20 protein-coding genes are annotated in these 22,751 nt (G+C 67.5%); 14 read left to right on the forward strand and 6 right to left on the reverse strand.

Going from position 1 to position 22,751, the window contains the following annotated elements:
• Positions 1 to 33 precede the first annotated feature (33 nt).
• The 5 genes from AC4FS1_RS15075 (at position 34) to AC4FS1_RS15095 (ending at position 3,697) form a co-directional block, all read left to right on the forward strand.
• A complete protein-coding gene (locus AC4FS1_RS15075; protein WP_484508101.1) occupies positions 34 to 813 on the forward strand; it encodes an SDR family NAD(P)-dependent oxidoreductase in 780 nt (259 codons plus the stop codon).
• A gap of 162 nt (positions 814 to 975) precedes the next feature.
• The gene (locus AC4FS1_RS15080; protein ID WP_491156477.1) at positions 976 to 1,983 is read left to right on the forward strand and encodes a VOC family protein; all 1,008 of its coding nucleotides are present in this window, start codon (positions 976 to 978) and stop codon (positions 1,981 to 1,983) included.
• Positions 1,984 to 2,142: 159 nt separating this feature from the next.
• On the forward strand, positions 2,143 to 2,946 hold the full coding sequence (locus tag AC4FS1_RS15085; RefSeq protein WP_491156479.1) for a shikimate dehydrogenase family protein: 804 nt from the start codon (positions 2,143 to 2,145) through the stop codon (positions 2,944 to 2,946).
• Complete coding sequence (locus AC4FS1_RS15090; RefSeq protein ID WP_491156481.1) at positions 2,943 to 3,230, forward strand: muconolactone Delta-isomerase; 288 nt, start codon at positions 2,943 to 2,945, stop codon at positions 3,228 to 3,230. Before AC4FS1_RS15085 ends, AC4FS1_RS15090 begins: the two co-directional genes overlap by 4 nt.
• Positions 3,231 to 3,292: 62 nt before the next feature.
• Positions 3,293 to 3,697 carry an ester cyclase gene (locus tag AC4FS1_RS15095; RefSeq protein WP_491156482.1) on the forward strand — a complete coding sequence of 135 codons (405 nt, stop codon included), beginning with the start codon at positions 3,293 to 3,295 and terminating at the stop codon, positions 3,695 to 3,697.
• Between the two features lie 429 nt (positions 3,698 to 4,126).
• Here the strand turns inward: AC4FS1_RS15095 and AC4FS1_RS15100 are convergent, their stop codons facing one another.
• The gene (locus AC4FS1_RS15100; RefSeq protein WP_491156484.1) at positions 4,127 to 5,326 is read right to left on the reverse strand and encodes an alpha/beta hydrolase family protein; all 1,200 of its coding nucleotides are present in this window, start codon (positions 5,324 to 5,326) and stop codon (positions 4,127 to 4,129) included.
• Between AC4FS1_RS15100 and AC4FS1_RS15105 the strand changes: the two genes are divergently transcribed.
• The 8 genes from AC4FS1_RS15105 to AC4FS1_RS15140 all read left to right on the forward strand — a co-directional run bounded on the left by AC4FS1_RS15105 (position 5,325) and on the right by AC4FS1_RS15140 (position 13,160).
• Positions 5,325 to 5,531 (forward strand): hypothetical protein, encoded by a 207-nt coding sequence (locus AC4FS1_RS15105; protein ID WP_491156486.1) that lies wholly within the window; start codon positions 5,325 to 5,327, stop codon positions 5,529 to 5,531. The two genes, AC4FS1_RS15100 and AC4FS1_RS15105, sit on opposite strands and share 2 nt — an antisense overlap.
• Before the next feature lie 203 nt (positions 5,532 to 5,734).
• Positions 5,735 to 6,880 carry a sugar ABC transporter substrate-binding protein gene (locus AC4FS1_RS15110; RefSeq protein WP_491156487.1) on the forward strand — a complete coding sequence of 382 codons (1,146 nt, stop codon included), beginning with the start codon at positions 5,735 to 5,737 and terminating at the stop codon, positions 6,878 to 6,880.
• Between the two features lie 99 nt (positions 6,881 to 6,979).
• Entirely contained in the window at positions 6,980 to 8,521 is a 1,542-nt protein-coding gene (locus AC4FS1_RS15115; RefSeq protein WP_491156488.1) for a sugar ABC transporter ATP-binding protein, read from the forward strand.
• Entirely contained in the window at positions 8,518 to 9,516 is a 999-nt protein-coding gene (locus AC4FS1_RS15120) for an ABC transporter permease (protein WP_491156490.1), read from the forward strand. The genes AC4FS1_RS15115 and AC4FS1_RS15120 overlap by 4 nt, the downstream gene beginning before the upstream one ends.
• Entirely contained in the window at positions 9,513 to 10,568 is a 1,056-nt protein-coding gene (locus tag AC4FS1_RS15125; protein WP_491156492.1) for an ABC transporter permease, read from the forward strand. The genes AC4FS1_RS15120 and AC4FS1_RS15125 overlap by 4 nt, the downstream gene beginning before the upstream one ends.
• A 570-nt stretch (positions 10,569 to 11,138) precedes the next feature.
• On the forward strand, positions 11,139 to 11,552 hold the full coding sequence (locus AC4FS1_RS15130) for a hypothetical protein (protein WP_491156494.1): 414 nt from the start codon (positions 11,139 to 11,141) through the stop codon (positions 11,550 to 11,552).
• Positions 11,549 to 12,526, forward strand: coding sequence for a hypothetical protein (locus AC4FS1_RS15135; protein WP_491156496.1), 978 nt, complete (start codon positions 11,549 to 11,551; stop codon positions 12,524 to 12,526). Before AC4FS1_RS15130 ends, AC4FS1_RS15135 begins: the two co-directional genes overlap by 4 nt.
• Before the next feature lie 253 nt (positions 12,527 to 12,779).
• Positions 12,780 to 13,160, forward strand: coding sequence for a nuclear transport factor 2 family protein (locus tag AC4FS1_RS15140; protein ID WP_491156498.1), 381 nt, complete (start codon positions 12,780 to 12,782; stop codon positions 13,158 to 13,160).
• A gap of 414 nt (positions 13,161 to 13,574) precedes the next feature.
• On the opposite strand, the gene AC4FS1_RS15145 is transcribed toward AC4FS1_RS15140, so the two are convergent.
• Positions 13,575 to 14,801, reverse strand: a complete 1,227-nt coding sequence (locus tag AC4FS1_RS15145; RefSeq protein ID WP_491156500.1) for an alpha/beta hydrolase family protein — start codon at positions 14,799 to 14,801, stop codon at positions 13,575 to 13,577.
• A 128-nt stretch (positions 14,802 to 14,929) separates the two neighbouring features.
• Positions 14,930 to 16,717, reverse strand: coding sequence for a helix-turn-helix domain-containing protein (locus AC4FS1_RS15150; RefSeq protein WP_491156501.1), 1,788 nt, complete (start codon positions 16,715 to 16,717; stop codon positions 14,930 to 14,932).
• A 178-nt stretch (positions 16,718 to 16,895) separates the two neighbouring features.
• Between AC4FS1_RS15150 and AC4FS1_RS15155 the strand changes: the two genes are divergently transcribed.
• The gene (locus tag AC4FS1_RS15155) at positions 16,896 to 17,960 is read left to right on the forward strand and encodes a helix-turn-helix domain-containing protein (RefSeq protein ID WP_491156503.1); all 1,065 of its coding nucleotides are present in this window, start codon (positions 16,896 to 16,898) and stop codon (positions 17,958 to 17,960) included.
• A gap of 48 nt (positions 17,961 to 18,008) precedes the next feature.
• On the opposite strand, the gene AC4FS1_RS15160 is transcribed toward AC4FS1_RS15155, so the two are convergent.
• Genes AC4FS1_RS15160 through AC4FS1_RS15170 form a run of 3 tightly spaced genes read right to left on the reverse strand, consistent with a single transcriptional unit; the run spans position 18,009 to position 22,704 of the window.
• A complete protein-coding gene (locus AC4FS1_RS15160) occupies positions 18,009 to 18,977 on the reverse strand; it encodes an NAD-dependent epimerase/dehydratase family protein (RefSeq protein ID WP_491156504.1) in 969 nt (322 codons plus the stop codon).
• On the reverse strand, positions 18,974 to 21,664 hold the full coding sequence (locus tag AC4FS1_RS15165) for an alpha/beta fold hydrolase (protein WP_491156779.1): 2,691 nt from the start codon (positions 21,662 to 21,664) through the stop codon (positions 18,974 to 18,976). Before AC4FS1_RS15165 ends, AC4FS1_RS15160 begins: the two co-directional genes overlap by 4 nt.
• A complete protein-coding gene (locus AC4FS1_RS15170; protein ID WP_491156505.1) occupies positions 21,658 to 22,704 on the reverse strand; it encodes a 3-oxoacyl-ACP synthase III in 1,047 nt (348 codons plus the stop codon). The genes AC4FS1_RS15165 and AC4FS1_RS15170 overlap by 7 nt, the downstream gene beginning before the upstream one ends.
• Positions 22,705 to 22,751: the final 47 nt, after the last annotated feature.

Below are 22,751 nucleotides of genomic sequence, written 5' to 3' on the forward strand. Positions count from 1 at the left end.
TGCCCGTTCCCCCACGTCTGAATCGAGGGTTCCATGCGTTTGAAGGACAAAGTCGCTGTCATCACTGGAGGTGGTCAGGGCATCGGCCGCGGCATCGCGCTGGCTCTCGCTCGCGAGGGCGCGCGCTGCGTCCTCGCGGCGCGAACTCGCGCGAACCTGGAGGCCGTCCAGGCGGAGATCGAAGCGGCGGGCGGTGAAGCGTTCGTCGTGCCGACCGACCTTCGCTCCGAGGACGAGATCGACGATCTCGCCCGGCAAACCCTCGATCGATTCGGCCACGTCGACGTCCTCGTCAACAACAGCGGTGTTACCGGCCCGATGAAGGAACTGTGGAAGATCGACCCCGCCGAGTGGGACGAGACCTTCGACGTCAATGTCCGCGGGGTCTTCCTTACCTGTCGGGCCTTTCTGCCTTCGATGATCGAGCGGCGCAGCGGAAACATCATCATCATCGGCTCGCCGTCGGGAAAGCGCCCGCTGCACGGTCGCACCGCGTACACCACGGGAAAGCTCGGGCTGGTGGGATTGGTGCGCACGCTCGCGTGGGAGATCGGTCCCTACGGTCTGCGCGCCAACCTCATCTCCCCGAGCGGGTCGGACGGACCGCGCATGGATGCGATGCTGCGAGGCCAGGCGGAGACGCGAGGAATCACGTACGAGGAGGTCCACGCGGAGTTCCTCCGCCTGTCTCCCCTCGGCCAGTTCACGCCGGCGGAGGACGTCGGCAATGCCGCTGTCTTCCTGGCTTCGGACGATTCCGCGTCTGTGACGGGTGAGGACATGAACGTCTCTTCCGGGCTCGTCATGTACTGAGACTGCATATTTGCTTGGGATAGCGGATTCAAGGGCCTATAATATACAAGTAGTACGCGATTCGTCTGGATGCAGCGATGTGTCGTATCCGAGCCGCTCACCCATCAACGGAGATCCGCCGTCGGGCACTCGAGTCGCCTTACCAATCGAACGGAGAACACCATGTCAAACCGCACGGTTTCCCAGCTGGCATATGTGGAGTTGGCAACGCCGCAGCTCCAGCAGTCGCGGGACTTCTACGTCAACGTGCTGGGAATGACCGAGGTCGCCCATAACGACGCGGGGATCTTCCTCCGCGCCTGGGGTGACTTCCTTCCCTACAGCCTGCAGCTGACCGAGGGTCCCGAGGCGCAGGCCCTGCGCATCGGGTGGCGCGCAGACAGCGCCGAGGACCTCGAGCACGCCGTCGAGGTCCTCACCGCCGAGGGTCGTGAGGGGGCATGGATCGGGGAGAACCTGGGGCGCGGCCGCGCATTCCAGTTCCGCTCGCCGGGCGGGCACGGACACGAGATCTTCTGGGATCTGAAGCACCTCGCTCTTCCGGAGAACCTGCGCTCGACCTACCCGAACCGACGCCAGAAGTTTTCCCCCCTGGGAGTGGCGGCTCGCTCCATCGACCACGTGACCTTCGGCACCGACGACGTTCTCCGTGACGTGACCTGGTTCCGCGACAAGCTCAACTTCCGGTACATGGAGTACACCGCGTTGGACGAGTCGCCGGAGACACCCTTCTTCGGGATGGTCAGCACCACCGAGCAGGCTCACAACCTCGGCATCCTGCACAACACGACCGGAGTGTCCGGCGCGGTCCATCACGTCGCCTACTGGCTCGACCAGGAGATGGATGTCTACCGCGCGGCTGACGTGCTCATCGAGGCTGGCTTCCCGGTGGAGTACGGCCCCGGCAAGCACGGCATGGGGGAGAACACCTTCCTCTATGTTCGGGAGCCTTCCGGCTTCCGTATCGAGCTCTTCTCCGGCGGCTACCGCAACTACATGCCTGACTGGGAGCCGATCGGCTGGCTGGCCAAGCAGGGCTCGTTGGACGCGTTCCGGAACCGGTCGGTGCCGGACTCCATCAACGAACTCTTCCCTGGCGGGCGCGCGGGTGCGGTCAACCCCGATGGCGACCTCGAGACCAGCCCCTTCGCCATCCGGGGCATCAGCTGACGTCAGCGCCCTGGCGCTGCGCTGCGGCGGAATCTCACGCGACCGGCGTCGAGTGGTCCTCACCGCTCGACGCCGCTCGCGCTGCCGGCACGGACGTCGTCATTCCATGCCAGCACGTCGCCTTGCCATCCGCCGGAGAGATGAAATCGAGGAATTGAGATGACGGTCAGTCCATTGCCGATCAGTGGGGCGACGCGCACAGTGTTCGTGATCGCCGATCCCGTGTTCCAGTTGCGTACGCCGCAGGCCCAGAACGCGATCTGGCAGGAGCGGGGGCTCGACCTCGTCACGGTACCCGCGCACGTACCTGCCTCGCATCTTCCCGGCTTCCTGGACATGATGCGCGCCACCCGGAGCACGGCGGGCGCTGTGGTGACCGTTCCCCACAAACAAGCTGCTGCAGGGCTGTGCGACGAGCTGGGTCCGGACGCCGTGATCAGCGGCGCCATCAATGCGATCCGGCGGACGGAGGACGGCAGGCTGGTCGGGGAAACGTTCGACGGTGCGGGCTTCGTGGCCGGACTGCGAGAGCAGGGAATCGACCCGGCCGGGCGCGCCGTCTTGCTGATGGGTGCGGGTGGTGCGGCCAGTGCCGTAGCCGCTGCCCTGGTCGGCGCCGGTATCGCGTCGCTCGACATCGAGAACCGCACGCCCGCCAAGGCAGAGGCCCTGGCGCAGCGGCTCTCCGATCGCCTGGGGTTCGCGGACGTGAGCGTCGGCGGAACCCGGGCCGCTGACGCGGACCTGGTCGTCAATGCGACGTCCGTGGGCATGACGCCCGGAGAGGACGTCGTCTTCGACGTGGAGCGATTCGCCGCGGATGCTGTCGCGGCCGACGTTATCGTCTCCGGCGAGCTGACGCCCTTCCTGGCCGCGGCGGCCGCTCGCGGATTGACTGTCCATGAGGGTCGGCACATGCTGATCGGCCAGATGCAGCCCATCGCCGATTTCCTGGCGGGATGACCGGCGTGGAGTTCCTGGTGCACATCCGCATCCAGCTACCGCCGGACATGCCTGCGGCGACGGAGGAAGAGCTGCGGCGGGCGGAGCTGGCGCGAGGAGTCGAGCTCCGCCAGGCCGGCACCCTCCTCCGCGTCTGGCGAGTGCCGGGGAGGCGCGAGAACTGGAGCCTCTATTCGATTGCGGATGCCACCGCACTCCACGACGTGCTGAGTTCTCTGCCCCTGTGGCCGTGGATGGACATCGACGTCCACCCGCTGGCGAAGCACCCCGCCGAGCAGGCCTGAGAAGTGCGCCGCGACGGCGAGCGGAGAAGACGATCTTCCACGGCGACAGCGAGGCGGAAATGATGACTGACGTGAATCTGCGGGACTTCTACGCCCGGTACATCGAGGCGCTCAACGCGCACGAGTTTGACCGCATGGACGAGTTCGCCCATGAGAACGTATCGCAGCAGGGCGAGCCGGCCTCCCGCGCCATCCTGATCGCCAACCTCCGCTCCCTCACCGACGCGGTGCCGGACTTTCATTGGGAAACCCAGGAGTTGATCGTTGATGGCGATCGTCTCGGCGCACGCCTGATCAACTCCGGCACCCCTACGAAGGAGTGGCTGGGAGTGGCGCCCCGTAACAAGAGGTTCGAGATCGTCGAGTTCGCGGTCTACACCATCAGCAACGGCAGGTTCCGCCACATGTCTGCGATTCACGACGGTGCCGTGCTGAAGAAACAGCTGGAGGGGGAGGACCGCCCATGAAGATGATTGCGCTCCCGCAGACGGACATCCTCGCGTCCCATGTGTTCCTCGCCTTGATGCGGATCGACCCGCTCTGAGTATCTCGATCTTCTGCTTCTGCACCGGCCGGATGTCCTGGCCGAAACCGCTCGTGGCGAACCGGGTGCAGCTGAGCATCACGCACGCTCCGCTCGTCGCGGCGGGCGTGGCCGCCAACATGAACGGGCGATCGATCGATCGGGACAACGGCCTACTGGACTACAGCCGGCGCAACGACCTCACGATTCAGGCGTGGCCGCCCTTCAGAAGGACCTGTTCAACGGCGTCTTCCTCGGCGATCGAGAGGAATACGGTCCGCTCAATGAGGCGCTGGATGCGCTCGCGGCCAAGTACGGCGTGACTTCGACGGCGATCGCCGTGCGCGCGAAGCAGCGGAGCCGTCGCGGGCGGTCACCGCGGCGTGGTGCCCGCCGTCTCGACGGCGAAGGGTGCCGACGAGTCATCGAGCTGGCGCAACGTGTCATCGATCCAGTCGCAGATGTAATCGCGGACGACGGGGATGTTGTCGACGCTGCAATGCTCCACGCCGCCTTCGCGGTCGGTGAAGATCTTCAGTTGGGGCGCGGGGGAGTTCACCAGGTCGTCGTAGAGCAGATAGGCGTAGCGAAGCGGGATCTGCCGGTCGTGCTCGCCGTGCACCACGAGGAAAGGTACTCGGATCTTGTCTGCGACGCCCCGCAGCGTCACCTTCGGCGCGAGCTCCAGGAACTCTTCCAGGCTGTCACTTCCCCACACCCATTGCACGTGGTCCCAGTAGTGCGGGACGGGTCGGTCTCCCTCGTCGCGCATCCGCTGAAGCTGGACCTCGCCCCAGTCATAATTAGAGCCCCATGCCACGCCGAATCGGATTCGCGGTTCGAAGGCCGTCGCACGCGGGCCGTAGTAACCGCCGAGCGACCAGGCCACCATGCCGATGCGCTCGCTGTCGATCTCACTGCGGGTTTCGAGGTAATCGATGCAGGCGCTCGCCCATACCTCGCTCTCCGGGATGGCACGCAGGTCCGCCAACCGCAGCGCCTCACCGGAACCGGGGGTGTCCACGATCAACGTCGCGATACCGCGGCGAGCGAGTTCCTGCGCCGTACCGGTTCCGTAGATCTGCTCTTTCGTACTGTCGAGGCCGTTGAAGAAGAGCACGCAAGGCACGGGGCCGGGCCGGTCGGGCACGACCAGGATGCCCCCAAGATCCTTGTCGCCGAAAGGCACACGCACCCGTTTGCCGGGCTCTCCGGACAACTCGAGGAAACGACCGAACGTGTCGAGCGCGTTGGCGTAGGCAGCGGTCCGCGGGGCGTACGTTCGCGCCTGCATTCTCTCCGCCGTCTGGTAGTACACGGAGGCGCGTCCATATTTCAGGCCCGCGCTGCGGTGGTTGCCGGCGACCTCGTCGTCCTTCGCCAGCTCCACGAGGCGGTCGCCGAGGCGGCACCATTCCTCAAAGAACGCGAGCGCGGCGCTGTCGTCGTTCGCTCCGATCCGCCCCTGAAGCTCTCGGCACGCGCGATCGACCTCGCCGATCTGGCCGCCGACGGCCAGGGCAAGTCCAACGGACAGATTCCACACGTATCTGCCGGGGAATGGTTCGAACATGGTGACCTCCAACGGGTGGCTGGCGAGGGAGGGGTTCGCGCCGTATGAGGGCTGTCCCACCGTGAGCGCCCTCCCCTGGGCGGTTCTCCGCCGCGTGACGGTTGCGGCGGCGCCGATCGATGAGCCGGAGAGCTTCGGAAAGAGTATACGAGAGCAAAACACGGCGCAACTAGTATCGAAGATATACGACGAAAAGGGGATGTAAATAGCGCGTTACCAAGAGAACCCGACAATTCGAGTATCCAAAATGGTTGACAAAATGCAGCGTGTCGGTGGATATTCAGGTCGGGCACCCGTCACGCTCAGGGACGCGACGTCCTCATCACGAAGGAGTGATTCATGTCGATAAGCAGCAGAGCGGATCAAACAGATCGGTGGGCTCGTCTGTGGAGTCAGGTGCGAGCGGCGATGCGACGTCGGCGTACGCCGATCGCCCGTAGCGGCAAAGCGCTGGTCTCCGGTGCGGCCATCTGCGTTCTCGTAGCCGGCTGCGCCAGCGGGGCAGGCGCCGGTGCGTCCGGCGGTGGCGGTGAGCAGGACGCCCAGCAGATCGTGTTCTTCGGACTCGACCGGGCGGTGTGCCCCTGCCTCGACTTGATGTATGCGGGTGTGGACGACGAGGCCGAGGAGCTCGGCGTCGACGTCAAGTACATCCTTTCGGGGCTGGATCAGTCGGCGCAGGTGCAGCAGATCCAGCAATTCATCGACAGCGGGCAGAAGCCCGACGGGTTCATGGTCATGGCGCTCAATCCCGAGGTCGTATCGGCGTCGGTGCGCAGTCTCACCGGGGTCGCCCCCGTCGTCCAGGTGCAGATCGAGCCCCCCACGGAGGACTTCGACTTCATCTCCGCATTCGCCGGCCTCAACCCGGAGGCGATCGGCGAGGTGATGGGTGACGCGCTGGTGAAGGTGCGCGACGATGCGAAAGCGGCGGGCCGCCAACTGCACAGCCCCGAGGGCAACCTGCTCGTGGTAGGGGCGATGCCCAACTACCCGGAGTACGAGCGCCGACAGGCGGCAGCGTACGCCCAGTTCGAGGAGCAGCCCTTCAACATCATCCGCGAGCTCCGGGTCGAGGACAACGCGACCCAGGGCACGTACGAGATGGTGACCCAGGTGCTGCCTCAGATCAAGAACGAGGGCATCGACTTCGTCCTGTCCAACAACGGCGATCAGACGGCCGGTGTCATCAAGGCGTTCGAGCAGGCCGGCATCCAGCCCGGCAAGGACGTGATCATCGTCTCGGGCGACTGCTCCACCAGCGGCTACGGGGTCCAGGACCAGAGAGACGGCAAGGTCGCCGCCCAAGCGGTGCTGTCGCACGACGCCAGCGGTCACATCTGGGTGCGGACAATCCTGCAGGCGATCGCCACAGGTACGGCCACATCCGGGAGCACGATGGCTCCGGTCAGCCCCGACGGTCCGCCCCCCTTCGACCCCGAAGAGGCACCCTACGAGGTCACGAGCCCGCCGGTCGTCGCCGTCAACGGCATCGACGAGCTCGACAGCGTGAAGATCTGGGGCAAGTCCGTCGAAGAGCTCTGCCCGATGTGACGCGCGGGGGTTCGGTCGAGTGCGGAAGCTCTCGGCCGGCCCCTCGGCACCGCCCGGACCGGCCGGATCCTGCACGATGACATCTGCGAAGGAAGCACAGTGAACCTCGAGCCAGACCTTCGCGACTCGAGCGAGGGCGCGTCCACCGCGCTCCGTCTCTCAGTTCGCGGGTTGTCGAAGCAGTACGGCGCCGTCAGGGCGCTCTCGGACGTCGACTTCGAACTTCGACCCGGTGAAGTCATGGCCCTGCTTGGCGAGAACGGAGCCGGCAAGAGCACTCTCGTGAAAACCCTCACCGGTCTCGTCCGCCCCGACAGCGGCGAGATCGAGATCGACGGCGTCGCTGCCGACCTCTCCAGCGGGACGCGCGCACGTGCGGCGGGCATCGCCGTGGTCCAGCAGGAATTCAGCCTCATCGGATGCCGGACGGTCGCCCAGAACCTTGCACTGGGCCGACCGGGCGCACCCGCGGCCTGGACCCCCCGACGCTTGCGCCAGCAGGCCGTGCCCCTTCTTGATGCCGTAGGCCTGTCGCACGTCGATCCGGCAACGCCCGTCGAACAACTGACGGTTGCCGAGATGCAGCTGATCGAGTTGGCGCGAGTCCTCGCCGACGACGCGCGCATCGTCATCTTCGACGAACCCACGGCCGCGCTGAACGATGCCGAGATCCGGCGCGTCCTGGAGGTCGTGCGCAGATTGGCCGACAACGGACAGAGCGTGATTTACGTCACCCACCGACTACCGGAGGTGTTCGAGATCGCCGACCGCGTGACCGTCGTGCGCAACGGCCGGGCGAGTGCTCCCCGCCCGCTGGCCGGCCTCACTTCCGACCACATCATCGAAATGATGCTGGGACGCAAGCTCAGCTCGATGTATCCGAAGCGATCGGGCTCGTTCGGTGACGTCAGCGTGCAGGTGACGGATCTGCTTGTTCCGACGTTGCGCTCACCGGTGTCGTTCGAGGTCCGCGAGGGAGAGATCCTCGGCCTTGCCGGCCAGATCGGCAGCGGCGCCGCGAACATCGCTCGTGGGTTGGCCGGCGTGGTGCCGGCGACGGCGGGAGTCGTGCGCATCCGAGGGCGTGAGCTGGCGCTGGGACGGCGGGCGGCCGGAATCAAGGCCGGAGTGGCGTTCTGCTCGTCCGATCGCAAGCGCGACGGAATTTTTGCCGATATCAGCGTGCGCTACAACATGTCGGCGCCGTGGCTGCGCGCGATCTCTCGCGGCGGGTGGCTGTCGCGCAGCAAGGAGCTGCGTCGCGTAAAGGCGGATTCCGCCGCCTTCGCGATCGACGGGAGCCGGATCGACGCGCTCGTGGGAAATCTCAGTGGCGGCAACCAGCAGAAGGTCGCGCTGGGCAAGTGGCTCGGAGTCGATCCCGCCGTCCTCATCGTGGAGGAGCCGACGAGGGGTGTGGATGTCGGTGCCAGGGCCGAGATCTATCAGCGCATCAACGCGCTGTGCGAGGCCGGCATGGCCGTCATCGTCGCCTCCTCGGACACCTCAGAGGTGCTCGGTATCTGCGATCGCGTCGCAGCCTTCTACAAGGGCGAGCTCACCGGCATCTATCGCACAGAGGAACTCACGGAGGAACGTCTTGTGAAAGCCGTCATGCAGGCAGAGGAGGTGCCCGCATGAGCGACACTCAGGTCATCGAGACCCGCACCGCCACGCGCGACCCCGCAGCGCCGAGCGGCGGCCTACGCAGATTCTTCTCGCCGGAGCTGAATCTGCTCCTCGCGGTCGTGGTCATTTTCCTCGGGGGTACGGTCACCACACCGGGATTCGCCAGCGGCGAGAACATCGCCGCGATCTTGCTGAGCGCGTCGATCACCGGAATCGTCGCGGTCGCGATGACGCCCATGATCTTGTCCGGACACTTCGTCTCCATCGCCGGGTCCGCCTCCGGCGCCTTGGCAGCCGTGCTGTTCATCGAAGTGTTCCGCCAGGGCGGGAACGTTGTGCTTGCGTGCCTGATTACAATCGGCCTGCTCACCGCGATCGGTGTCGTTCAGGGACTGGTGGTGTCGGGCGGCCTCAACCCGATCCTCACTACGCTGGCCACCGCGACCGTCATCCTCGGCGTGCTCGCGACGATCACCGGGGGAACGAACGTCTCTCTCGGGAACATCGGCCCGCCGTGGGGTAATGCCAGCTTCCTCGGCCTCCAGATGCCGGTCTACGTATTCCTCGTCGTGACGGCGCTGGCCGTGGTCTTCATGCGCAAGACCGTTCTCGGACGCCAGTTGATCCTTTTCGGCGCCAATCGCGAGACGGCGCTTCTCAGCGGGATCTCCAGCGTTCGGGTGGCGCTGGTGGTCTTCATCATTTTCTCGGTGGGCGTTGCCTTCGCAGGCATCTTGTGGGCCGCCCAACTCGGCGTGGCCGGAGTCGGCACCCTCCCCAACCTGACCGTCAATTCGATCGCCGCCGTTCTCATCGGCGGGAACGCGATCTCCGGCGGGATAGGTTCGCCCATCCGTTCCGCCGCCGGCGCGGTCCTGGTATCGCAGGCCACCAACATTCTGCTTTTGAACCATGCGAGCAACGGCGTCCAACAGGCGGTCGTGGGGGCGATCGTCCTCGTGGTTGTGATCGTATTGCAGGTCGCCGGTCGGAGGTCTGGACGATGAGTTCCGCGTTCTCGACGGGTACCCGTCGCCACGTTCCCGGCTTGCGGTACGCGCCGCAGGTCGTGCTTCTGGCCGCGATGTGGATCTATTTCATCGCGACGAGCGACACCTTCCGCGGAACGTCGGCCGTGTACCCGGTTCTGCAGTCGTTCGCGCTCCTGGGAGTTGTCGCCCTGGGCATCGGACTGACGATGATCGTGGGGGAACTCGATCTGTCGGTCGGATCGATGGCCGCACTCTCGGGCGTGGTTGCCATCACGTTCTCCGACCTGGGTCTGCTGCCGGCGGCAGTCATCGCGGTGGGCTTCGGCGCGCTCTACGGGCTGTTACAGGGGATCATCATCACGCGGCTGGGGATCAGCTCCCTCGCCGTGACGATCGCCAGCCTGATCATGCTCAAGGGGATCGCGCTCGCCATCACGTCGGAAGCGCCCATCAGTGCGAACGACCTCTCCCTCGGCGAGCCCCTTCTCCAGCGATTCTGGTTGCTGTCGACCGGCAGCCTCGTAGCTGTCGTTCTGTTCGTCCTCGTCGGCTTCTTCATGAGTTACACGCGACTCGGACATGAGATGTACGCGACCGGCGGAGCCCGCGACGAGGCGCGCGCAGCGGGAGCGCGCACCGGGCTCTCTGTCGTGACCGCATTCGTGCTTTCCGGTGCTTTCTCCGCGCTTGCCGGAACGCTCGTGGCTCTCGGGTCGGGCGTTGCGTCACCCACCAACTTCTCCACGCTCTTGCTGGCGGCGCCGACGGCGGTGCTGGTCGGCGGTGTCGCCCTGACCGGGGGGCGGGGGACGGTGGTCAACATCGCCCTCGGCGTGGCGATCATCTCGCTCATCTCCAGCGGCACGGCGGACCAGGGGCTCCAGCCCAGCGTTGCGCAGCTGGTCACAGGCGCCTTGTTGGTAGCAGTGGTTGCTATCGAGTTTGGGCGGAAGCGGTTGAACGTCGGCCGAGAGAGCCGAGGCGCGGGGCCACGCGACCGGATTGCGCTGACGCCGACGGAACCCCCTCTCCTGAGTTCAGATGGCAACCGGTCAGGAACAGCATGAGGGCAACCGCGGGGGAGCCGGTGATCCTCGGGAGCTATCTGACTCTGGCGGGCGATGTGTCACCGGAGGTGCAGCCGGGCAGTCAGGTGAGTCCCCATGACATCTCGGTGAGGATCGAGGCGGCTAGCGCCCGCAGGCGTCGACTACGACGTCCAGCGGCGCATTCCCGCTGAGCGGATCGTCAGCGTCGAGTTTATCGACGGGGCGCGCGAGCCGTTCCGGGGCGACCTGATCCAAGACAGCATCGATCACCGCCGACCGGCCGGGCGTGGTGATCTCGATGTCGACCGGTTCTTGGCAGCGATCTTCGCTACCGGGTACCGAGGACCGATCGGCGACGAGAACATCTCGATCGAGAATCGCGCGCGTTCACTCGCGGAGGCGGCGGTCACGAATCACGACGCCGTATTCCACGCCATCCATCGGGTCGGTCCGGCGCTCGTCCCGCACTGAGCGCGAGGTCAACCGAGCTACGGGAGTTGGCGCATTGTGTTGCGCATCGACATATCGGGCATTACGTACCGAGCGGTACCGTTTGACCAGTTGCCTCCGCCCGAGAAAGGTACCCACATGCTCGACAGCGTCCACCAGGTCATCGCCGGCGTCGTTCTTCTCACCGTTGTGGGAGTCGCTTACGGCGGGCGGGTCGTCTTCACGGCCCTCACGGGGAAGCTCCCCCTCAATGATCTTCAGAAGTCGTTCTTCCGAGCCGGACACGCTCATGCCGGAGTGCTGGTCATCCTCGGTCTGCTCACGATGGTGATCGTGCAGACCAACGACGTCCCCGAACCTTTCGCGACCGGATCGATCGCCGTGCTGTTGGCAGGGATCTTCATGCCGGCGGGATTCTTCCTCTCCGTGGTCGGAAAGGATCCGGTGCGTCCGAATCGGGCAATCGCCCTGCTGTGGATCGGCGCCGGCGTACTCGTGATCGGGCTGATCTCGGCAGGCATCGGACTCATCGTCCAGGGGGTCACCTCGTGAGTGCGTCTCCTGTCGCGGACCCGCTTCCGAGACCGGACCACTGGCACCGCCCCCTGCTCTTCTTCGCCATCGCCATGGTGGTGCTCGCGGTCGGGGCGGCGGCGATGGCCGTGATCGATCAGCGCCAGGTCACGGGCGCCGGGGTGTGGAGCAAACCCCTGAAGTTCGCGTTGTCCGGTGCCATCTACACGCTGACGCTCGCGTGGCTGATCGGACAGGTGCACCGCGGACGACGCATCGCGGACCGCGCGGGAACCTGGGTGGTCGTCGCCCTGTCGGTCGAGATCTTCCTCATCTTCGTTCTGGCAGGCGCGGCACTGTCCAGCCATTTCAACATCACGACGCCGTTCCACACGATCGTCTGGGGCATCATGGCGGCCTCGATCGCGCTGGTCTGGGTCATGACGCTGCTCATCGCCATCGCGGTGGTCCGCAACCCCGGACCCGATCCCGCGCGCACTCTCGCGGCGAGATCCGGAATCATCCTCGCCCTCATCGGGATGGGCCTCGGCTTCCTGATGACGCTACCGACCGCCGATCAGATCAATGACTTCCAGGGCATCGTGGGCGCCCACGCCGTCGGCGTTGCGGACGATGGCCCGGGACTTCCTCTCGTGGGGTGGAGCACGGTGGGCGGCGACCTCCGCATCCCGCACTTCGTCGGCATGCACGCCCTGCAGGCGATCCCGCTGGCGCTTCTCGCGCTCGAACTCCTCGGGCGGCGAGTTCGGGCACTGTCCACGCCGCACGCCCGCTTCCCGGTGCTGGCAGTCGTGGTCGCGGCGTTCTCCGCGACGCTGGCCAACCTGACGGTGCAAGCCCTCCTGGGGCAGTCGATCGTGCACCCGAGCGGCGGCGTCCTCCTCGCGGGGGTGCTGATCGCGCTGGGGAGCCTGGTCGCGATGGCCGTCCTGCTCGGACGCGCCTCGCACGCCCGGCACGAGGGGGGCCGGGTTGCCGCAGGCGGGAACTGACGCGTCGGAATCGGATGGGCGTGGCCGTCATGCGCCGGCTCGACAATCGTTCAGTGAGGTATCGACGGCGGTTCCTGGAGGCCGCATCCGTGCGCGCCTAGCTTCGGTGGCACACCCACCTGTCGCTCAGTAGAGCCGTTACTCCGGGAGAACGAAGCCATGGCCTGCATCAACACATCCGATGGAACCAGGCATGCTGATGAGCATCGACCAGGACATCCTCGCCTGGTCGGCGGGATAGGGGACGACTCACGTGAGACTGGGTGACGAGCCCCGCACGTCGCTCCGCCGTCGGCGCGAAGGGGTCGTTTCCGACTTCGTCGAGCTTCTCGGGATGCGAGACCGCAGCGCCCTGATCCCCTTCCTTGACGACGACGTGTCCTTCGCCCACGGCACCGGATGCGGTGCCGTGGGCCGCGAGAGCGTGCTCGACGTCTGCGAGGCCATCTGGGCGGCGTTCGACGTGTACCACCCGAGGGTGATGCGCATCGCGGCGAGCGGTCCGGTCATCCTGGTGCAGGAGCTGCTGACTCTGCGCTTGCCCGGCATCTCGCACACCCACGAGATCGCGGGTTTCGCCTCATTCGAGATCCGGAACATGCGTATCGTCGCGTGGACGCAAGTGAACGGGTGAACGGGCTCGTCGTGCGTGCCGTGGCCGGCTCCCGGCTCCGTGTCACCCCAGCAGGCTGACGCCGCGCGAGATGACCAGAGGCAAGAGGAATCAGCTGAAGAAGGATGACCTGGTTCACGACCACGATCGCAAGTGCGAGTGCCACCCCCGCGCGCCGGGACCACGTCGTCTGCCGGGTTCATCCGGTGCGGATTCACGACGATCTCGGTGATCAACAGGCCGGCGCAGATCGCGACGATCATGTATCTCGGGGTACCGAGCAGATCGCCGGGGAGCGCGGTATAACTCAAAATGATGGCGATCACGCCGATCGCTGCCGGCCACCGATGCTCCGCCTCGGCTCTCTCCTTCTGGACATCCGCCACGCCCGCAGTCTCAGCCGCCGTCCCTCGCACGCCGCGGACGCGGAGGAGCTCAGAGTGGGCCGGGGGTGGAGCTCAGCGTCTCATCGAGCCAGTCGAACATCCGCTGATGGAAGAGAGTGAGGGCCCCTTCCTGGCAGTGCTCCCCGGCGCCTTCGGCTTCCGTGAACTCCATGAAGGTCTTCGGGCACTGCAGTGCTTCGTAAAGCATGGTGGCCTGGCCGGCGGCCACCCGATCGTTCTCTCCCTCGCAGACCAGGGTGGGGCAGGCGATCAGGCTCGCGACATCGGTGAGGTCGTACTTCACGACCTCTGCCAGCAGATCCTGGGCCGTCTCGACTCCGAAGACCCACAACGAGTTCGACAGCAGCCAGCGCTGCCCGACCGGAGCTTCCGCCCGATGAGCGATCAGGTGCTCGAGCGCCGCGACCCGCTGTCCCGGGTCGGTCGGGTCGGGACCGGGACCCGCCCCGAACGCACCGGCGATCTTGAACACTCCGTCCCATGCGATGCACGCTGCGATCCGATGTTCGAAGGCGGCCGCACGGGGAGCGAGGTACCCTCCCATGCTCATGCCGATGAGGGCGATGCGGCCTGGGTCGACCCCCGGGAGCTGGAGGGCCACATCGACGACGGGGGTGACGACCTTCTCCCAGTCGTATCGGAAACGGAGCTTGTCCACACGCAGGGCTGCGCCCTGACCGGGGCCCTCGAAGATGAGGCAGTTCCAGCCGTACCGCCTCGCAGCCTCCCCCACCGCGAAATACATCTCCTCGACGGTCGAGTCGTAACCGCCGTGCGCCAGCAGCGTCGGTGCCGCCTCGTCGCCGCTCACGTTGAGGTAATACCCGTCCAACTCCACGCCCTCGTAGGGGATCCGCAGGTGACTCCACCGCGTCTGGATCTCGCTCGCCTTCCGGAATGTCTCGGTCGCGCGGGAGGACGTCTCTGCCACCCGCGGGTCGTTTGCCGGATCGTCCCGCAGGAAGAACTCGGCAGTGCGGTAATAGTTCGATGCCCGGAGGTAGGCGCCGCTGGCGCTGACGGCGTGCCCGCGCGCGGCGCAGTCGTCGCCGATGGCGGCGATGCGGTCGGCGAGCGCGTGCCATTCGCGATGCCACGAATCGATATCTCCCGGCGTCACTCGTTCCGACGTCGTCCTGACCTCACCGATATCCCCGCCCCCGTAGGGCGTGTAGGCGACCGCGCGCAGGGCCTCGAACGAGAACCCTCCGGTATCGAAGGTCGGAGTGGGGCCGGAGGTGGTGGTGGAAGGCATGGGCTCGGTTCTCCCGGGTACGGCTCTGCGGAGCGATCGGTGGGTGTGCCACCGAAGCTAGGCGTGCGCGGATGCCGCCTCCAGGAACGGTCGTCGATTCCTCGCTGAACGATTGTCGAGCCGGCTCGTCATGACGCGGCGACGACCTCACGGATGGTGAGAACCGTGTTGAGCTCGAGCACGCTGTCGGGATGGCGCAGGTCAGCGCCCGTGAGCTCCTCGATACGCCGAAGCCGCTGCCGGACGGTATTCGGATGGATGCGCAGGCGGGCGCCGGTCGCTCGAACCTCGAGGTTGCACCGGATATGCGCCGCGAGCGTGTCCACCAGGTCTGTGCCGTGTTCGCGGTCGTACTGCGTCAGTGGTTCGAGCTTCTCCTCGACGTACGCCAGGAGCGAGGCCGTGTCCTCCATCTGCAGCAGCATGCCGCCGAGGCCGAGCTCGGGTATCCGGATCATCCCGCCGTGGCGCCCGCCGCGGCGCACCATCTTCAACGCACCCAGCGCGACTCTGAGCGCCTGCGCGGGTGAGCGGTACATCCGTCCCGCCGTGACGATGCTCGTGATGGCACCGGCTGTGCGTCGAACCTCCGCTTCCAGGCTCGCGATCCGTGCTTCCGGCTCCTCCGCGCCCGAATCATCCTCGATCGGCATCATCGGCCAGAGGACGATGAGGGTTTCGGCGTGCCCGGCTACGAGGGGTCGGGGCGTGGGAAGCGAGGCCGCCAGCGCCGAGGCCGTGGCCTGTCCGCGCTGCAGTTGCGCGACCGCCTCGGGGCCGGTCGCGACAGGTTCGACCACGAGCGCCACATGCGGCAGCGAGAGGTCGTGGCCGAGGTGGCGCGAGCGTTCCACCAGGCGATCGTCCACCCCCGTGTGCAGGAGGTCGACGACGAGCTCCGAGCGGCGACGGTACTCCGTTTCCGCGTCGGTCTGCTGTCGCATCATCTCGAGGGCGGTCGCCAGCGTCGCATGCTCGATCGCGCGCACATCGAGTTCATCCAACGCCGTCGTGCCCTCCGACACCCACAGCCGGGCGACCTCGTCACCCGCCAATCGGACCGGTGAACACCACAGGCGCCGCTCATCGGAGACGAGTCGGATGGGGACGCGTGACTCCCTCCCGGAAATCAGCGACGCGCGCAGTGCGGCCGGCGCGAATGTCCGGTCGACGCGACGGGTCGCCAATTCGGTGCCGCGGGTGTCTTCGATGAGGACCGGCCGCTGGAGCAGTGTGGCCAAGGTGCCGGCGATGCCGTCCATCCCTCCGAGGTTGAGGGCGACGGTGAGGAAGCGCTGATGGAGGTCTTCGGATCGGGCGAGGAGATCCTGCCGACGGACGAGTTCGGCGTTGGCCGCGCGCAGGTCGCCGATGATCCGCGCCGCAGCGATTCCGATCGCGGCGTGGTCGGCGAGGTGGGCCATCTGCTCGAGCTCGGCGACCGAGAACCGGTGCACCGGGCGATGGTAGCCGCTGAGGGTACCCAGCACTTCTCCCTCTGCGAGCAGGGGCACGACCGCGAGCGAACGAAACCCTTCCTGGAGAGCTTGGGCGCCCCATGGGGCGAAACTGCGATCGACGGAGATGTCACACACCGCGACGGGCTGTCCGGTTGCAAAGGCTCGGCTTGCCGGCGCCGGGCCTGACAGCGGGACGCGGATGCTCTCGTTCACGGTACGCACGAAGTTGGCGGACAGCCCGCTCGCACCTGCGAGGGTGAGATGGGTGCGTTGGGCGTTCGGCACGAACACGCCGCTGAGCTCGAATCCCAGCAGCACGCAGGCGTAGGCGGCCACCTTGTTGAGGAGATGCTCGAGCGAACCTCCGGCAGCCACTGTCGCGCTGAGGTCGCGCAGCGAGTTCAGCCAGGCGTCGAGATCCGTGGGAAGTGCCCGCTCGGGCGACGGGGTGTCCATGCCCCAGAGTATGTGCGCGCCGACACTGTCGGCAACGGATTATAGGCGACTAGACATCGGTGACTTCCGACGCAGCGAGGAGGATCGGTCGCACATCGCACGCTGGCACGAGAATTCGGGAGGGACAGGGAAAATGGTCGGCACCGAAGTTGCATCATCCGAAGAGTTTCGACTCGCCTTGCAGGAGATCGTCGACGAGCTCGCCGCAATCCTGGAGCGCCCCGTGGTCGTCCGCGATGCCGCGCTGTCGCTGCGCGTCACCAGCACCCACGTGGACGGCCCGTCCGGCACGGTACAGGCACCGTCGGGTTCGGACGGGGCGGATGACCACCAATTGCAGGTGCCCGTCAGGGGCGGGGAAGGCGTACTCGGTTACCTGGCGGTGGGCGGAGGCGGAAAGCCGCCCATCCCGCGTTCCCAGCTGGACGTGCTTGACGCCGGGGCGGGGCTGCTGCGGCGTGCCCTCGAGAACGGTGAGGCGCCTCCCCAGTCCGAGCGGCTCGGCGTCATGGCGGATCTGCTGTCCGACCGCATCTCGGCGCGCAAGGTGGCATGGGCGACCGCTTTGACCAAGCGCTGGTTACGACCGGGCCATGGCACGGTGGTGCGTGCGCTGATGACCGAGGCGCCCGCGACTCCGCTGCAGTGCGCGGCGTTGGGGCGGCGGCTGTCGGCCATGCGTCCCACCGCGCTGTACATCGCCGGTCGGCAAGACGACGTGGTGTTTCTCGTGGGAGCCCCCGGCGATCCGGTGGCCGACGCGACGGTCGTGGAGCAGGCGGCTGCGCACGGCATTCAGGTCGTCGGTATGGGTACTGCGTCACCGACGCGGGGGGCCGAGGACTTGGCGGCCGCCGCCACACAGGCCGTTGCTGCGGCGGAACTGTCCGCCCTTCTCGACGAGCTCCGGCCGACAGCCGAAGCATCCGTGATCGGCGGCTGGCTCCTCGTGGCCTGGACGACGGCAGACCCCTCGGATCTGAAGACGATCTCGCCCGCTGCGTACACCCTTCGATTCGATGCGGACGATCTTCGTCGCAGCACCGTCGAGACCTACCTGGACGCGGGCGCCAATGTCGCTGATGCCTGCCAGCGGCTATTCATCCACCGCACGACGCTCTACTACCGGCTGGAGAAGATGCCACAGGTGGTGAAGGATGCGCTCGCGGACGGCATGAAGCGGAGCACTCTTCATCTCGCGCTGAAACTCGTGCGCCTGTGGGAGGCCCGCGGGCAGATGTGACGGCCCGTCGGCGGCTCGCATTGCGGCGACTCCTCCCTCCCGCGTCCTTCAGCTCGCGTAGCTGGCGGCGAGGCGACGAAGGCCCTCATCGATGGAGACCGTCGGCGCCCAGGCGAGAGCGCGGCGGGTGTCGCGCTGGTCGAACCAGTGCGCCGTCGACAACTGCTCGGCAAGGAACCGGGTCATCGGCGGCTCATCCGCGCCGGGCTTGATGGCCCACGCGCGCTCGATCACCGAGCCGGCGGTGCGCCCGAGCCACGCCGGGATGCTGAGCCGCGGGGGTTTCACGCCCGCGGCGAGGCAGATGCCCGCCAGGAGGTCGCCCACCGGTCTCGGCTCACCGTTGGTGAGGACGTAGGCGCGGCCCCCGGCCTCCTCCGCCCGCTCGAGGGCGGCGGCGATCCCGCTGGCGGCGTTGTCGATGTAGGTGGTGTCGATCAGGGCGGTGCCGCCGTTGAGGAGCGGAAGGCGCCCCGCGCGCGCCCGATCGACGATCCGCGCGATCAGCTGCGTATCACCCGGACCCCATACCAAGTGCGGGCGGACCGCCACGACGTGCAGCGACGGCGAGTTCCGCGCCAGCGCGATCAGCTCCGCCTTCGCCTTCGTACGCGCGTAGTCCCCCCGGGCGCGGAGCGGATCGGCCGGCTCGGCGCCGACGCCGGCGAGCGCCGCACCCGCGTAGGCGACCGAGGGGGAGGAGACCTGTACGAATCGGGATGCGCCAGCCTGCTCAGCCGCGTCCAGCAGCGCCCTGGTCCCCTCCACGTTGACCTCGTCGAACTCGTCCCTCGCTCCTGCGAGGGAGACCTTCGCGGCAAGGTGCACGACCCCCTCGACACCGTCCACGGCGCGTGTGACGTCGCCCGGGGCCGTGATGGAACCCAGGATATCGGCCGCTCCTTCGACACCGGACGGCCGGCGTTGTAAGGTGCGCACACGGTGGCCGGAGGCGACGAGGCGCGCGGCGACGGCGCGTCCGAGGAAGCCCGATGCCCCGGTGACGAGGACGATCACGGCGCCACGGGTCTTTCGCCGGCGAGGATGCGCTCGGCCCACCCGGACAGTTTCGAACGGTCGATTTTCGAGTTGTGACGGATGTCGGTGGGTAACCGCGGTACCGCGAGGACCGCGACCAGCGGGATGCCGGTGCTTGCTCGCACGTCGGCGGTGAGGTCGGGGTCGGCGAGGGCCGCCCGCGGCGTGGGCGGAATCGTCTCGACGACCGCGACCGCCTGCCGCAGTCCGTGCGGGCCGACGCCCACGACGGCCGCGCGGCGCACCGCATCCACGCGTTCCACCTCCTGCTCAGGTCCGACGGGGGCGAGAGGCCCGTCCGCGGTGACCAGAACATGCGGCATCCGCCCTTCGACCCAGAGCCGACCGTGCGCGTCGAGGTGCCCCACGTCACCGGTCCGATGCCAGCGGGTTCCGGGCTCGAAGGGGTCGAGGTCGTCGGTGCCGCGAGCGGCTTCGCGGTCGGTGAGCCACAGCCGGTCGTAGTGATCCTTGAGGTGGGGCGCCGACACGACTATCTCGCCGAGCACTCCCGGCTCCGCCGTGGGCGTGCCGGTGGCGCGGCCGTCCGCGTCGAGCGCGCTCACCAGCACGCGATTGGCGCCGATCGGCAGCCCCACGCAGACACCCGCGTCCGGGGCCTGTGCCGCCTCACGCACTCCGTCGAGCGTCACATCCGTCACGAGAAGGCATTCCGTCATCCCGTACGGCGTGTGCGGCGTCGCGTTCGGCATGAGTTCCGCGGCCGATTCCAGCAAGCGCGCGCTGATCGGTGCGCCGGTGGAGAGGAATGTGTCGACGCGCGCCAGGGCGGCGCGGTCGTCCGCGGTGAGGGCACCGGCGGTCGCGACGACGTTGAGGACGGCGGCGGGGGAGAGGAACACGATGCCGGCGTCGGATTCGCGTACGGCGGCGGCCACTGCGCTCGCGGTGAGCGTCCGGGGCGAGGAGACATCCATCTCCGGCGTGACCGAGCGGGTGCCGAGCGCCGGGCCCAGCAGGGCGAACGGCGCGAACCCGGTGACGAGACCGGTCTCCTTCGTCACCATGAAATGCTGCGCGAGCACGTCGCGAAGCGCCGCGAGCTGCCCGTGCGTGTAGGCGACGCCCTTCGCGGGTCCGGTGGATCCGGAGGTGAACAGGATGGCGGCGTCATCCTCCGGCCCGGGCGGGGTGGGGAGGGGCTCGCCCGTGCCCTGGGCCAGGATGTCGCCCAGGCTGTAGCGGACACCGAGCGCCGCGGCGGCTGGTCCCGGGAGGCGCCTGGCCGAAATCCGCACTCCCGGCCAGCCGAGGGCGCGAGCGGCGGTGAGGCCCAGGGTCTCACCGATGATGACGTCGGGCCACGACCCGCGGACGGCGCGGGTCAGGCCCCGGACGCCGAGGCCGGCGTCGGCGACGACGATGACCGCGCCGATCCGAAGGCACGCGTAGACGATGGCCGAGAGCGTCGGACCGGGGGGCACCAGGAGCGACACGCGGTCGCCCTTGCGGACACCGATGCGGTGGAGCCCCGCGGCGAGGCGCCGGACGCGATCATCGAGCTGCCGCCAGCTCACGCGGCGCATGGCCCCCGAGCGCGTCGGCGACATATCCACGATCGCCGTCTCATCGTCGAATCGGCGTTCCTCCAGTCCGTGCCAGATCGGGGTGAACGGCGTGCCGTCGGCAGGCAGCGCCGTCGCCCGGTCTGGATGGCGCGGCGAGATCCCCACGGACGCGATGAGCCGATCGCCCCGCTCCTGAAGCCACGCCAGCACCGCCTCCGCGTAGGGGCGATCTTCGGCGACGAGATGACCCGCGCCCTCGAACCGGTGCACATCCGCCTGAGGGAGGCGGTCGAGGAGGTCGTCGAGGTAACGGTCGCTGAAGATCGGATCCTTGGGTCCCCATAGCAGCAGCGCCGGCACGTCGAGCTCCGCGACGCCAGCCGCGATCCGTTCCAGTTCGGGATGACTCGGGTGACGGTCATCGACCGGGATGTCGGCCACGAAGCCGCCGATCGCGCGACGCCGCGCGGCGGAGGCGTACGGGGACCGGTAGGCGTTCCGGGTCGCAGCATCCAATGCGGGCGATGCGAGCGCGAGCGTCGTGTCCAAGAAGGCCGTCGTGGCGACCGTCGAGGCGGCGAGCATTCCGCGGGCACCCGCGAGCCGCAGCGGGGCGGGGATCGGCACGCCGTTCGGATGGTGAACGGCGGTGTTGAGCAGCATCACACCGGCAAGGGATCTCCGATGGTCGATCGCCCAGCCGGACGAGACGACTCCGCCCCAGTCATGACCGAGCGTGACGACCGGAGCGTCGAGGGCGAGCGCCGCCGTGAAGGCCCCCAGGTCGGCAACGCGCTGCGCCAGCGGACGATCCACGCCGGTGCGTTCGGAGAATCCCATGTCGAGCTGGTCGACCGCCACGACGCGCCACGCGGGCTCTCCGCGCTCGGCCGCGCGCACCGACTGCCTGACGAGGTCACGCCAGAGGTAGGACCACGTCGGGTTGCCGTGCACGGCGAGGATCGTGCCGACGGCCGCGACGCCGAGGCGGGCGAGCTCGGGCCCGGTATCAAGACAGTGCCATTCGCGCACGAGTCCCTGGTCTCCGCCCACGCCGGGAACCGCGACGATACGGCTGAACCGGGGATCGAGGCCGGGGAGACCAGGCGGGGGCAGGGTCGCGCCGGCACTCACCAGGCGAGTTCCATCATGGCCGTGTTGAGGCCGGAGCCGACGCCCATGAGCAGCACCCGGTCGCCCCTGGCCAGGGTTGCCTGCTCCTCGGCGAGGGTGATGGGGATCGAGGCCGGCCCGACGTTTCCGTACTTCGGGAAGGTCACGGGCACGCGAGCACTGTCGAGCTTCGCCGCCTTCACGATCGCATTCGTGTGCACGGAGGACACCTGGTGGGTGATGTACCGGTCCATCGACGACCAGTCCCACGGCCCGGATGCCTCCTTCCAGGCGGAGACCACGAGGTCCAGTCCGCCCTTCAAGAGTGCCTTCGCGTCGGTGAACATGCCGTCGACGCTGCCGACGCACAGTTCATGGAACTGGGTTGCGGCGCGTGTGACTCCGCCGAGGATGCGGTGTCCGCCGGGGTGCTCATCGGTGCGACCGAGGACCGCGGCAGCGGCACCCGACCCGAGCGTGAGGGATGCGAACTCGCTCATGAAGCCTGCTCGGCCGACATCCGTGTGCGACAACCGGCGGATCGTGTTGGCCTGGATCTCGTCCGCGTCCTCGCCATTGACGACGATGGCGTAACGGATCTGACCCGACTGAATCATGTTCGCCGCCAGGCTCATGCCGCTCACGAACCCGAGACAGGCGTTGGCGACATCGAAGTTGATGGCCGAACTCGGCAGCCCCAGCCCGTGATGGAGGCGCACAGCGACGGACGGCTCGAGATGCTTGCGCGAGACGGAGGTGTTGATCAGAAGCCCGACATCGGCCGGGTCCACGGCCACCTCCGCCAGGGCGCGCCTGCCGGCATCGATCGTCGCGTCATCCGACGATTCCTCCGCAGCCCAGTTGCGACGCTCGAGCACGCCGGCGACGCGCTGCAGGAGGCCGCCGGGCAACTTGAGTCGTCGGAGTGCGGAGGAGAGACGATCCTCGATCTCCTCGGATGTCGTCACTCTCCCGGGCAGGGTACTCGCCACTGACAAGAGTGAGACATTGTCAAAGCGAGTGGTCGCATTTCCGGCCACGATTCCTCCGTCGAACGCGCCCATCTGGCTCGCTCCGTCAAGATCGCAATTTTACGCCTCGCGCAGCCGTG

The organism is Microbacterium sp. Z12_35, from assembly GCF_058310475.1.